We start from the raw sequence: 12349 nt of genomic DNA on the forward strand, positions 1-12349 counted from the left end.
GTGTTTTGCAATAAAATGCGCAAGTTGAGCTCCCGCCAGAATGATCACACCATAGTTTGCACGCCCAATACCGGTATTGGGTAAGTCCTATCGTTCCACCGCAACGCGGCAATTGACTGCCATCTCAATCCATGCCGCCCATGCGTCCAGCACTTCAGCTCTCACTTCCGCGTATGGGCCGACACATGGAAGGCTGGATTCACTTTTATGATCGGGATAGGTCTAGGTCGGGCATCGTGTTTTAGTCTTTCACTCCGCGCGATCTGTGTCCTGCCGCAATTTGCTTCAATCAGGGAAAAGCGCACGACGCACATAGGGGAATCTCGAAGTTACCATGGCGGTGGGGGAATGAGATGATGACCTTGATTTGTCCGACTCTCCTGCACTTGAATGACGGCTGTTCCTCTAGACCGGTGACGTATCAAGGGTCGACTATCAAGAATAGCTGTGGCCCTATTAAGGCGAATCTGCTGTCGCTGCAGGTGGCGCATTGGTGTAATACCGTGGTTAAACGTACTCACCGAAAAACCCTGTGTTGTCTTGCGGCCGCCATGGTCTTGCTATCCGCATGCACCAAAAATCCCTATACCGGTCGCTGGCAACTGGATTTTATTCCGGCCTCGAAAGAGCAGTCGATGGGGGGTCAAGCCTATAATCAACTGATGCATGATCCAAAGGTCAAAATGTCGCATGATCCTCGTGAAGTCGATCCGGTGCAGCGGGTCGCTCAGCGGATTATTCAAGCCGCGGAGGTGTCAAAATATGCCGAGACGGCGAAACAGTTCCACTGGGAAGTGACGGTGATTAAGGATGATCGGACGATGAATGCCTTTGCGCTGCCGGGAGGCAAGATCGCGGTGTACACCGGCATCTTTCCGGTGGCCAAAGATGAAGCAGGGCTCGCTGCGGTCCTGGGACATGAAGTGACGCATGCACTTGCGCGGCATGGCGCAGAACGGATGAGCCAGAGCGTGATGGCCGAAGCGGCTGTGGTCGTGGCGGGCGTGGGCGCGGCGGTGGAGGGAGTGAATCCGCAACTTGCTCAATTAGCGGGTGGCGCCTTGGCCAATTATGGCTTCATCCTACCGTATAGCCGAAAGCACGAAGCCGAAGCCGATCATATTGGGATTATTCTTATGGCCCAGGCAGGCTATGATCCGCACGAAGCTATCGGATTGTGGCAGCGAATGGAGCAGATGAGTCAAGGACAACCGCCCGAATTTCTTTCTACTCATCCAAGTCATGGTCATCGAATCGACCAAATTGAAAAATGGATGCCTGAAGCGATGTCGTATTATCATCCCGATCCGCCTCCTTCGAATGCGGAACTGCCGGCCCTGCCCTGATAAAGCGCTATCGTCGAAGTGCGATGAGACGGAGATGAAGGGAAGAGCCAGGAGAAGGGGAAAGATCGGGACAAGGACGACGACAAATAAGGGCACGACCCAAAATCACCGTGTCAGGGCCTTTCACTCAGAAGAAGCAGCAATTCTGATGCACCGGATCTGCCGAATTGACCGCGCCCGCTCACGGACTCATGCCTGGCTCGTGAGGGTACAACGCCGCAATCACATCCATCAGCGCTACTTCAGCGATCATCTCCATGGCGGGAAGCGTAACGCTTTGATGGCCGCGAAGGCGTACCGAGACACACTCACTCAGACGTTACCCGTACTCAGCCGAAAAGAATTCTGCACCATCCGCAAGAAGAACAATCGGTCAGGGGTATCTGGTATCAGTCGACATGAATCTGCAGGCCGTACCTCCAGTAGCCCGCGCCATGTTTTCTGGCTTGCACAATGGCCTATCGGCGGGGGGAAGGCGAAGAGGCGAAAATTCTCGGTGAAAAAGTACGGAGAGCGAGGGGCCTTTCTCCGAGCGTGCCGCGCCAGGAATCAGGCCCTCTTAGACCTGGGGAATCATCCTTTCCGAGACATTGCTACTGATCTTCCCCCGAATTCATGGACACCGAGTTAAGACCGTCTCGCCATCGCTTCGAACTCGGCGGGGGATCGATAACCGAGGGTCGAATGACGGCGAGCCCGATTGTAGAAAACTTCCAGCCACTCAAAGATGTCCTGCTTGGCCTCCGCCCGTGTCCGATACCGTCGATGGTGCACGAGCTCCGTTTTCAATGTATGAAAGAAGCTTTCAACGACGGCATTGTCCCAGCAGTTGGCGCGTCGGCTCATACTGACGGTGATGCCCTGGGTCGTGAGCCGCGCGCGGTAGGCGGTGGCGGCGTACTGCGCCCCGCGGTCGGTATGATGCAGGAGTCCTTCCGCGGGCTGTCGGTGCCCCAACGCCATCGTCAGCGCTTCATGGGCCAACGCCTCCGTGAGCCGGCTGCCCATCGCCCAGGCAATGGCCCGGCGCGAGTAGAGATCCAGCACAATGGCCAAATACAGCCAGCCCTCCTCGGTCCAGACATAGGTGATGTCCCCCGCCCAGACCCGATTAGGCGCGGCCACGGCAAACTGACGATTGAGCGTGTTCGGGGCCACGGGATGCGCATGAGCAGAATCCGTCGTGGCCCGCCACTTCTTCACCATCTTGGCGCGGATGGCGTGCGCCCGCATGAGCCGCGCGACCCGGTGTTCACCAACCCGGTGTCCGTGCGCTCGGAGCGTCGCATGGACCCGGGGGCTCCCGTACGTCTGCCGCGACTCGGCATGAATCACTCGGATCGCGGTTACCAGCTGCCGATTCTCCGCTCCGCGATGACTCTCCCGTCGAGACGCCCAGGCATAGTAGCCCGCAGACGAGATGGCCAGGGCCTGACACATCAACGTCACTGGAAAGCGGCCGGCATGCGCCCGAATGGCCCGGCATCTCATCGCGGGGCTTTCGCGAAGTATGCCGCCACACTTTTTAAAAAATCCCGCTCCTGCGTCACACGGGTGAGCTCCCGCGTGAGCCGCGCCAACTCCTCCTCGTGGGGCTTCCGACGCCCCTTCCCCGGAAAGGAGTCGGCCGGATCGCTGGCCAGTTCCTGCTTCCAGCGGCGCAGCACATTGGGCCGGAGGCCGAGGTCTCGCGCCACCTGGGCCACTGGATTCCGGCTCTCCGTCACGAGTTTGACGGCCTCGACCTTGAACTCTCGCGTAAATGATCGTCTGACTTTGCTCATCGTGCACACCTCAAAGGTTAGCATGATCCACCCTTTTCGAGGTGTCCACTAAATTGGGGGAAGATCGTACTGCGGCCGTGGCTGTGCGGGGCGTGAGGTGAATGGTCCCATACGTCATGATTGTTTTGAAGCAATAAGGTTCTTACTGCCTTAAGGAGTGGTTACAGGCCACACAAAGTCGTTAGCCCACCAGAGAGGAAAAGAATAAAGTCCTTACCAGCATCCGGGTCCAGGACGGTTCAAAGAGTTCTATGAGAAGGGCGATCCAGGTTTTGCAATCCGAGCAAGGAAGCATCTAATAGCTCTCACGTTTCATGGCCTAACGGCGCACGATTCAGTTCGTCGCGCGCGTCGGTCAAACCTTCTCGGACATCGCATAGTTCCGACTCGAGTCGGCGCAGAGGGCAGCACCGGGAAGCGGCGGGCCCGGCGGGGTGGCGACCAGGCGATGCGTTCAATCGCGGTTAAAACGATCGCTCAGCCTCCTCGCGCTGCCGCGCTCTCCGCTCTGCCCACTTCACGGCCTCCGGGTGTATTTTCCGATCACGAGCCAGGTCGTGATATCCGTACGGTTCGACGAGATAGGTGTACTCGCGTATTGCCCGGGCGGCCTTCTCAGAGATGCCGCCAATGCGGGCGTCCAGCTTATCGATAAACCGGTTCATCGCTTCATACTGTCCCGCCCAGTCGCCCCGTTCCCGAGCCCCTTCGCGGTCTGCAAGTCCGTAAAGTAGACCTGATAGTTTCCTTCTTTCGAGACGGCCTGCTGCATGAGGACATATTCCATAATCTTGTCGATCCAGTTCCCCGATGCCAGCCGGCCAGGCGCAGTCGTCGGGTCAAGTATGCCTCCCGCTCGTCGACCATCCATACTGGTTTGCTGAGCGCAGGATGTGAGCACACACAGCAACAGCGCCGTTGCCATTGATAGACGCCTCATACGATACCTCCTCGTCAGATTCGTCCAACCATTGACCCCGTCGTCACGCATCGTGCCACCATACTTCTTAGGCGACACTTCGAGGTAAAGAGCATCAACGCCAGCATGATCTCTACAGCGAACATCAGCGTCACCATCTTCGGCCTGTTATCCAAAAACCTGCTCTTCTATTCACGCAACCGTGTTAATCTTCGACCTCTCATGCGTCAAGAGGCGTGGCGATCCAAAGGCCATTGATTATGCATACGGCCCTACGCCAGTTTTCTCAGAGCCCCACCACCTGCCTGGAAGTCAGTGATCACCCCGAAAGCCTCTATCGGCTGCTGCAAGAAGTGTCCCCGACCGGATTAACGGATGGGGTTGGGTCTTGCAGTCGCGGCCTCCGTGGTTGTCAACCCCTGCAGCCGAACGTGCCGGTTGTCACCTCCGATTGGATGCGCACGTGGGCGCAAGATACGCTCATCGCCGGCTTCCTCGCTCGCCTCGAGCCGATCGTCACCCATCTGGCCGCGATCCCGGATGGAGCCTTCATTTTGCTCAGCGATGTCGAAACGGCCCTGACGACCGTGGCCGAGGAGGCGCGACGGTTACGGTTTCTGGACGGGCCGGAATCCATGCTCTGTGCGAGCGTCTCGTGGGACCGCCAGACGATCCGCAACGCGCTATCCCGGCGCGACAGTCCATGGGCTTCTGGCGTGTACAGGAAGATGTCAAATGGCGCGCATGGGTTGAACTCGTGCACGAGCGTCGTCAGCGCGTGCGCATTCCCCGAGGCGGTGTATGAAGAGCTTGATGCCCTGCCGTGGACTTTAGTCGACTCACATTGCGCTCGGTCGATCTCTCAAGCGATGCCGATGTAAGGAAAGCAAGCCGATCCTAGTACAATCGGCCCTATCGGTCTATCGCTATGAAGGCTAGGTAAAACGCTAATACCTTAAGCCCTCGTCATCCCTCCTATCTGTAGGTACTCGCCAGGCGCAGGGGGCGCCACCGCCTCTTGTTCCGTCTAACAGGCATGCGCACTGCCACACGCGGCTGCTTTGATGTTTAGGCCCTAGACCAGCGATGTACACCGTCGGTCTAATAGTTTTGTCCCTCAAGGGGCGGCATCATGCGCCGACGTTCAATGAAACGATTACGGGACAGGGAGGAATTCACCGTCATGTCACTCGGTCGGCGCAAAAGTGAAGGGCGTGGTAATTTCTGCACATGCGGCCATCCCCAAGCTGTGCATGAATCACGCAGAGGCTCGCAGCATCGTTCCTGCTACTTATGCGGCTGCGCCTCGTATGTTGATCCAAAAGTAAAGCGTCCCCCAGCGTTGAAGAGGCACGTCAGATCGGCGGAAAAAGATTCCGCTCAATGAAGATGGCAAGTCACACAAGTTCCGCCCGGACGTGAACCCCATTTCTTATCTGACCTCACATCCGGGCCAAGACGACCCTACAGCTCAATGCCAAGACACCGCTGGGGAGACAACTTGTTCTCCGGCCATCAGTGGAATAAGTATAGACGCCAGCTCGGTCAGCGGCAGCACGAGGTCCACATGATCGTAGAGCAAGGCGTTGATCGGCATGGAGGGCATCATCGCTTCGGAAGGGTCTTGAACTAGGGACAACCCACCAGCGCCCTTGATATGGATCAGGCCCCGAACGCCGTCGTCCCCGGCCCTCGACAGCAGAAGCCCAATGACACGCGGACCGTAGACTTCTGCCGCGCTACGGAACAGCGGATCGATGGCCGGGCGGGTGAAATGCTCCTTCGGGCCGCGATGTATCCCGATGCCGTTCTCAGTTAGCACCATATGGAGTCAGCCGGTGCAAGATAAATAGCTCCTAACTCGAACCGGCCTTCGTCAGATGCTTCGATGAGTGGTAGTGAGGTGGCTCGCCCTAACACTTCTCGTAAAGAGACATTGTTTAACGGGTGTCGATGCAGGACTACGGAAATGGCTCCGGGGAGTGGACACGGGAGCTTCTGAAAGAGGTTGATAAGTGCTTGCAGGCCGCCTGTTGATGCCCCAATCACAAGGATATCGCGCTTAATTAGGTTGGCATTGATCGTCTTAGTCATGGGGTAGACGTGCCAGGGATGGGTTCCACGTCGCCCACCGTCGGGCGGCGCGTTTGCTCTAGAAGACTTCTGAGTCCACGCCGTTGCTCTTCCGACTGTCTGAGTCTTGCCTCCAATGGTTCCTCTAAGAGTGTCAGTTTTCTTCGTCCGACTTCCTGCAAGAGGTCACCATAGATCAGTTCGGCGTGTGCCAGCAGATTCAGCACCGTCCAGACGGCATTCTCAATTTGCTCCTCCTTCGCCACCGCGATCTCTTGAACAGAGTAGGCATGGCCGATTTGGCAGACGTAGCGAAGGTGGCCGCTCTCAGCATCCCGATCCAACGAAACGACGCCCGAGCAGTCGGGGCAATTGACGGAGGGGGGTCTTGGGCCATGCTGACATCGTAACGTGTCCGCATGATGATAGGGGACTAGTGGCGGTGAAGTCGCCCGTCGGACATTGTGGCTACGTCGTATAGTCTTTGTCTTCCTGCAGCACACCGTCAGAGTGGTCAACCTGGCAAAAATGTCGGGGTGTGCGTAGCTGGTTCGGGTCACACCCTTTGGCCGGGTGCCTAGGGAGATATCGATTCAAAAGGCGATCCTTGACGACGTAACCGAAGCGGCCCTATCGATATAATTGGTCCTTTTGGTCTTCTGCGCAGACATTGTGCTCTCTGATGCGTTTTCTGCCCAAAACACAACTGCGGAAAGAGGCGGATTTCAGTTCCTTACCGGCGACGACACGTTGGCCCATGCCTTGCTTAGATCTTAGCGAGGCAAACGATGACACTGAAATCCCAACTTCTCGCGTCATCCTCCAGCCTCCGGTATACCTTTGGGAGTGCGAGCAATGCCATCGTCGCTGCTCCGATACCAGCCGACATGGGTGTCCCTATTGCAGGGGAGGTGCGCCCGTCTGGGAAGGTGACCTTCCGTGACGGGGATCAAAGCCGAATTGTCGCTCTGGGAGTCAGGAAACAGAGCAGAAAGGCAACGTGATCTCATGCGGCTCGCCAAGGCACCAGGAACATCCAAAGGGAACCCGTGGCACTGTGGGACTTCGGCTGAACTCTGAAACGAACGGAGAAAAACAAAAGTTGACGTGCCGTCTGGAGCAGGAAAAAGGAAAAGTCGGCTCCATGCAACGTGTGGGATCTTGTGATGCTGCTATATCGAAGTCATTCCGCGACAGGATCAGGCAGCTCGTTTGTTCTCTGCTCTTGATCAAATGAGAATAGATACGAGAGCAGTCCAGGTGAGAATAGCAATGTCGATATGTCTCACCATCGGACTTCTGGTGTGGGTGTGGCCTCCAATGGCGGTGAACGCAATAGACATGAAAAAGAATTATTACTTGTACGAGGCAGGTCAGCTACCATTCACCAAATGTTTAAGACACGATGGCTTGGGAAGCCGGGCTCCCCTCACGTTGTCCAGCGTAGCGAAAGGCTGCAAAGTTTTTCATTTTCGATCTGACGGAGCAATCCAAGCCACGGCTTCGACGACAGACCCTAAGCCATCAGAATGGTGCCTCGATGCAGCGAGCGGACTTGGCAATGATGGTGATGTGATCCAATTGCTTGAGTGTAACGGCAAGATTAGTCAAGTCTGGCATCTGACTGAAGGGCAGTTGAAGGGCATTAACGGCAAATGCATCATCCAGGGAACCGCCGATAGAGCAATCCTAGGGTCTTGTCAGCATGGCATTACGTGGCGTACAGAAGTATGGGAACGTGATTAGAGGCAATACATATAGCTAAACCGGTGCGAAACAAGACTGCCCTAGCCAATGGTCAGGCCTCAGCCGCTGACTGAAGGTACACGAACCGACCGAACGCTTGAATCATAGTCGGGGAAGATTGCGCCGCTGGCGCAGCGCCTGGGTCTGTAACAGCAAAGCGTGGCGATCTTCTCGTAACTCTCCCAACATCTCCACCCATCAAGATCAAAGTTGTCATACAGCTCGGCTGTCCTCTCGGCTATCACATCGACCACACGCTCCTCATTGGTTCGCACAATCTGTCTGCAGGCATGCGCATCTTGCTCTCTGAGCCGCTGCACACTCCCCCTGGCATCCCGGAGTCGAACCTGCCCCTCGCGATGAGACGGTCGACGTCACGGAAGATTTGGTGCCATGTCAATCGCGGACAGCTTATTACCAGCTCTCCCAGTTCCCATTCATCCTTTTCCGCTAAGTGTGAGGATGCTCTTTTCGTGCGCGCATTCCATCGCTGGCCTCCATGTTGTATCGGATGTCCTTGTTCCCCCTCCATCAGCCACTACACGTGCTCTCTCCGCCCCTTTGTAGGAACTCTCTTACGATAAAACAAGACAAAGACAGCTTTTTTGAGCCACCCTCACGTTATACGGTGATGTTTCTTTTCTTTTGACCAAAACCAATAGGAAGAAGACGACTATGAGTCAGGCATCGTCTCCCACACCGAAAAATTTCTCGCACCGGATGGCCTTGTTAAAACAGGGCGAGCATCTCTGTTCAGTTTACGGGGACACGGGAGAGCTGTTAACTCAGGCTGTACCTTATCTCAAAGCGGGGCTTCGCAATGGCGAACGGTGTGTTTATGTCGCGGATCAGCATAGTCCAGAAACTATTGTGCAGGCGCTCAAATTTTGGGGCGTCGATGCCGACCATGAAATGAACACGGGCCGCCTGATGTTTTGGACGCGACACGAGTATCGGCAACCGGGGTTCTTTGACCTCAACACGATGTTGAACTTCGTCACCCGAACCTTACATCAGGCGCAGGTAGATGGACATACGGGTATCCGACTGGCGGTCGAAATGACCTGGACCGTCAACAACGACATTCATGACGATGATCTCGTCAGGTGGGAAGACTTCATCAACACGATTTCATTCCCCGGCAGCAAAATTTCTTTCATTTGCCAGTACAATAGGCACTTGCTTCCCTCCCCTCTGATTGCCAGGGCGGTTCAGGTTCATCCAGTCGTGATCCTTGGGGAAGAGATCTGTCCTAATTCCCTTTGCCGGCCTGCACACGAGGTGTTGGTGGCCCAGGATAGTGACAGTTTGGATGCGATTCTCTCTGCGATCGCGCCCCACCGACCACAGACAAGTCAGGGTGCCCGGCCTGAGCCGACGGCCGGTTAAGGTTGACCCCCTCAATTATCTTTCCTCTGATCGCCTTAGGCGTCGACTGATTGTAAAAGGAAGACACACGGGCAACGCTATAGCGATCTCCCGAATTGTCCGGCATGACCTGGAGTGTTTAGACTCGGGACATAGCTAGAAATGACCCCGCCTCGATCTCGTTCGGCGCGGTTACCATTCCGGCCGACCTGGATACAGCCACGCGGTAACACGGTTGGTGAACCGATTAGGATAGGCCGGTACAACACTCAATGACACAGCCCGGCGTACTCCTACGCCTGTAACGCTGCGGCGGCGGGAATTGCGGTGGAGCGCCGGAAACCCAATCGCGGCCATGCGAACCTGATAAAGGACTGAATCACTTCAGCGCACCTCAGACAACTTTTCGTCAATAACAACCCCAACCCTCGGCACTGCGGCCACGCACGCTATTCCGACATAGGCATAGTCGGTTCTTTACATCACAATACGACTCCCACTGCCTGCAGTAGCCGTATCGAGACGACAGACTGCCCTTGATTGAAAGGAACGGAATAGCGAGCTAGCCATTGATCCTTATCATCGCCATCTTAACCGATGCCTCCTCGACCCATGAGGTGTTGCAAAGTGGCCGCTGTAGGATAGCGGCTTTAGCGTTCGGAGCGTGCACCATGACCGGTGCATCAAATGACGGGATGCCGCAGCAGAATCGGGAACGCACAACGAGATCACCAGAGGCCGGGCTGCTGGGATTTCTCAATCGCGGTAACAAAGGAAAACTGGAAAGGGTCATCTTGCACAGGAGCGCGGCGACAGTCTAGGCGGTCAAGACCTATGGCCGCGAGATGGAAGTAAAGTACATGCAGATGCTTCAGGAATCAGCAGGGATGCCACCTGCCATGGGGCGCAGACACAGTCACTCATCCACGATCATGACACGGCTATGCAAAAGCTCCAGCCTCGCTCCGTAGAAAGCAGTATAAAGGCCACACGTACCTACCGAAGGTCGTGCGGCCAATAATTGCCTTTCTGCATTTGGCCAGTTTTGGTATCCCAGTTCATATTTGAACTGCCTCCACCTCGGCATTCCGGTGACCGCTCTTGCACCTGGCGGCAGACCATATCACCTGGCATCTCATCAATTCCCGTGGCTTACTCGGCGGTCCTACTGGACTGGTCCATGCTGCGAGAGGTGGGCCTCATCCTTGCTACGCCCTCTGCTACGTAGGATGATTTCCACTTTTTGGGTAGGCCACATAGGAGGGATGATGAATAGTATTTCACGCATAGCGGCACTCGCCATGGTCGCGCTGCTCGGGACGGGAATACAGCAAGCCAATGCACAGTTAGTAGTTGAGTCACCAGCATCCCAAAGCCCGCATTGGTCGCATATCACCCTGTATGACTTTGGACGGGCCCTTTCCTACATCGGTGATCCGACAGCTAAGGCCTCAGCCTATGACTGGTTTACGCAGCACATTGATGCGGCCGAGTCGAATGGCAATACCACCGATCTGGTGACTCGAAATCCTACTCTCAAGACGTCCGTGTACAAACTCGATCTGTCGACCTTTGCCAGCACAGATACGGCCAACTTACCGGAAGCCTATTTCTTGCACTTCTCGGAAGATACCCAGCTTCGCTTCGTCAACATGGATGGATCAGAAAATGCCACCATTACTGTGACGGGGTGTCCGACCGAGACTCCGGCAACCTTAGCCTGCCGTGTGCAGACGTTTATTTGGACGAGCCGAAGATATGTTCACAACCTTGGCGATACTGCGTTCCGAACCTGGAAGGCGCAGGATCTGTTAACAGGGATTGGAAGCCGGGCCAACGAGGTCTTCCTCGATGAGCATGGCCCGGGCTTTGTGATCACGAGCAGCTGGGGCAATCAGGTGCGCGTCCTCTCCGGTGGCGCCATCCGAGAATTTAACAGTCAACGGGTCGTCACCACAGGGGACCCGGTGGATACCGCATACAATGACGCCATGGTCGGCTGGTTACGGTATTTAGCGCAGCAGTTTCAGCAGGCCGGAAAGCGCGTGGTGATCAATCCAGCTGCATACGGAACGGATCCTATGGTCATCCCCCAGATTCAGGCTGCAAACGGGGTCAGCACGGAGTTCATGCATCGTCCTGATAGCTGGGCCGGCGCCTATCAGTACCAGCAATTCCAGGACATGGTGAAATCTGTCGTGAACACGGGCGGTGTCGTCGACCTGCACGGGACATGGTGTTACGGGGGTCCAAGCGGGTATACCAGCGGAAACTATGGGTCGGCGATCGCTCGCTATCATATGTGGCAACTCGCCAGCTACTATCTCATGAAGGAGCCCATTGGTAGTCCTGCACTGGTGTACTTCGATCCCGGGTTTTGCTCCAACGTGACGGTTCAACCTCAGAATGACCCGTCCGAGTGGCTGGCAGCCTACCAAGTCAATATAGGGGATCCTGTCGGGCAGTCTGTTGTGGCGCAAGAAGGCACGGCCGGCGTAGCCTCTACTGATGGCCGTCCCTGTGCCTATAAAATCTGGTCACGCACGTATACAAAAGTGACCGTCTTTGTGCGACCCAAAGATATGTGGGATTGTACGGATTATAGCGATGGGTCTGCGGCGAGTGTGGCCCTCCCATCTCCTGGTCAGATGCTCAAAGAAGATGGGACAGTCGGACCCCAGACGTCTTCAATCTCACTGAGAAACGGGGAGGCCGTCATTGTTTATAATCTCACGGGGACGACGCCGCTTCCGAATGCCAAGCCGGGTAAGGGGAATGGGAGGGGAAGACGATAAGGTGGGGGCGACGCTAATGGGAAACGACGAAGAGGGGCATCGTTTCCTCTTCGTCGTTTCTCCGAGTCTTCTGTTACTGAGGCTCAGTTGCCCCTTAGGAACTGCCACCACGCTTTCACGTTCAGAACGAGAGCCGTAACCCACAGGATGATAAAGAGCGCCGGCAGGCCAAGCAGAAAGACCTACGCTTCACCTCGGGTCTCATACAGGCGGGAAGTTACTGTTCGCGTGTCCTGCCTTCGGACGATCCCGATCACTTCTGATTCTAAGGACGGCAGCAGCGAGAAGCGAGGATCCTTATTCTTCATGAGCCCTTGG

General features: G+C 55.9%; 11 protein-coding genes. 5 read left to right on the forward strand and 6 right to left on the reverse strand.

Features of this window, described 5'->3' with window-relative positions:
- Positions 1-353 precede the first annotated feature (353 nt).
- Positions 354-1346, forward strand: a complete 993-nt coding sequence (locus ACWHYZ_RS09235) for a M48 family metallopeptidase (RefSeq protein WP_447986982.1) — start codon at positions 354-356, stop codon at positions 1344-1346.
- A 627-nt stretch (positions 1347-1973) separates the two neighbouring features.
- Here ACWHYZ_RS09235 and ACWHYZ_RS09240 read toward each other — a convergent pair.
- The 3 genes from ACWHYZ_RS09240 to ACWHYZ_RS09250 all read right to left on the reverse strand — a co-directional run bounded on the left by ACWHYZ_RS09240 (position 1974) and on the right by ACWHYZ_RS09250 (position 4070).
- A protein-coding gene (locus ACWHYZ_RS09240; protein ID WP_447985459.1) for an IS3 family transposase occupies positions 1974-3130 on the reverse strand; the annotation gives its coding sequence in 2 pieces (ribosomal slippage) (positions 1974-2857 and positions 2857-3130; 1158 coding nt in all).
- Positions 3131-3594: 464 nt separating this feature from the next.
- Entirely contained in the window at positions 3595-3795 is a 201-nt protein-coding gene (locus ACWHYZ_RS09245; protein WP_447986983.1) for a hypothetical protein, read from the reverse strand.
- Positions 3792-4070, reverse strand: a complete 279-nt coding sequence (locus tag ACWHYZ_RS09250; RefSeq protein WP_447986984.1) for a hypothetical protein — start codon at positions 4068-4070, stop codon at positions 3792-3794. The genes ACWHYZ_RS09245 and ACWHYZ_RS09250 overlap by 4 nt, the downstream gene beginning before the upstream one ends.
- 239 nt (positions 4071-4309) lie before the next feature.
- Between ACWHYZ_RS09250 and ACWHYZ_RS09255 the strand changes: the two genes are divergently transcribed.
- On the forward strand, positions 4310-4930 hold the full coding sequence (locus tag ACWHYZ_RS09255) for a hypothetical protein (protein ID WP_447986985.1): 621 nt from the start codon (positions 4310-4312) through the stop codon (positions 4928-4930).
- A 590-nt stretch (positions 4931-5520) separates the two neighbouring features.
- On the opposite strand, the gene ACWHYZ_RS09260 is transcribed toward ACWHYZ_RS09255, so the two are convergent.
- From ACWHYZ_RS09260 to ACWHYZ_RS09270, 3 genes are read right to left on the reverse strand one after another with little or no spacing between them, the layout of a single operon-like run.
- Positions 5521-5874 carry a chemotaxis protein CheB gene (locus ACWHYZ_RS09260; RefSeq protein WP_447986986.1) on the reverse strand — a complete coding sequence of 118 codons (354 nt, stop codon included), beginning with the start codon at positions 5872-5874 and terminating at the stop codon, positions 5521-5523.
- A complete protein-coding gene (locus ACWHYZ_RS09265; protein WP_447986987.1) occupies positions 5865-6143 on the reverse strand; it encodes a chemotaxis protein CheB in 279 nt (92 codons plus the stop codon). The genes ACWHYZ_RS09260 and ACWHYZ_RS09265 overlap by 10 nt, the downstream gene beginning before the upstream one ends.
- A complete protein-coding gene (locus ACWHYZ_RS09270) occupies positions 6140-6466 on the reverse strand; it encodes a hypothetical protein (RefSeq protein ID WP_447986988.1) in 327 nt (108 codons plus the stop codon). The genes ACWHYZ_RS09265 and ACWHYZ_RS09270 overlap by 4 nt, the downstream gene beginning before the upstream one ends.
- 444 nt (positions 6467-6910) lie before the next feature.
- On the opposite strand from ACWHYZ_RS09270, the gene ACWHYZ_RS09275 reads away from it, so the two are divergent.
- The 3 genes from ACWHYZ_RS09275 to ACWHYZ_RS09285 all read left to right on the forward strand — a co-directional run bounded on the left by ACWHYZ_RS09275 (position 6911) and on the right by ACWHYZ_RS09285 (position 12031).
- Entirely contained in the window at positions 6911-7126 is a 216-nt protein-coding gene (locus ACWHYZ_RS09275; protein WP_447986989.1) for a hypothetical protein, read from the forward strand.
- Positions 7127-8543: 1417 nt separating this feature from the next.
- Positions 8544-9257 carry an MEDS domain-containing protein gene (locus ACWHYZ_RS09280; RefSeq protein WP_447986990.1) on the forward strand — a complete coding sequence of 238 codons (714 nt, stop codon included), beginning with the start codon at positions 8544-8546 and terminating at the stop codon, positions 9255-9257.
- Positions 9258-10501: 1244 nt separating this feature from the next.
- A complete protein-coding gene (locus ACWHYZ_RS09285) occupies positions 10502-12031 on the forward strand; it encodes a hypothetical protein (RefSeq protein ID WP_447986991.1) in 1530 nt (509 codons plus the stop codon).
- Positions 12032-12349 lie beyond the last annotated feature (318 nt).

The organism is Nitrospira sp. Nam74, assembly GCF_965152615.1.

What these genes read in the sequence shown, in the direction of transcription:
- ACWHYZ_RS09235 (WP_447986982.1), top strand. Translation starts at nt 354, where the DNA reads ATGATGACCTTGATTTGTCCGACTCTCCTGCACTTGAATGACGGCTGT.
- ACWHYZ_RS09245 (WP_447986983.1), bottom strand. Translation starts at nt 3,795, where the DNA reads ATGAACCGGTTTATCGATAAGCTGGACGCCCGCATTGGCGGCATCTCT.
- ACWHYZ_RS09250 (WP_447986984.1), bottom strand. Translation starts at nt 4,070, where the DNA reads ATGAGGCGTCTATCAATGGCAACGGCGCTGTTGCTGTGTGTGCTCACA.
- ACWHYZ_RS09255 (WP_447986985.1), top strand. Translation starts at nt 4,310, where the DNA reads ATGCATACGGCCCTACGCCAGTTTTCTCAGAGCCCCACCACCTGCCTG.
- ACWHYZ_RS09260 (WP_447986986.1), bottom strand. Translation starts at nt 5,874, where the DNA reads ATGGTGCTAACTGAGAACGGCATCGGGATACATCGCGGCCCGAAGGAG.
- ACWHYZ_RS09265 (WP_447986987.1), bottom strand. Translation starts at nt 6,143, where the DNA reads ATGACTAAGACGATCAATGCCAACCTAATTAAGCGCGATATCCTTGTG.
- ACWHYZ_RS09275 (WP_447986989.1), top strand. Translation starts at nt 6,911, where the DNA reads ATGACACTGAAATCCCAACTTCTCGCGTCATCCTCCAGCCTCCGGTAT.
- ACWHYZ_RS09280 (WP_447986990.1), top strand. Translation starts at nt 8,544, where the DNA reads ATGAGTCAGGCATCGTCTCCCACACCGAAAAATTTCTCGCACCGGATG.
- ACWHYZ_RS09285 (WP_447986991.1), top strand. Translation starts at nt 10,502, where the DNA reads ATGATGAATAGTATTTCACGCATAGCGGCACTCGCCATGGTCGCGCTG.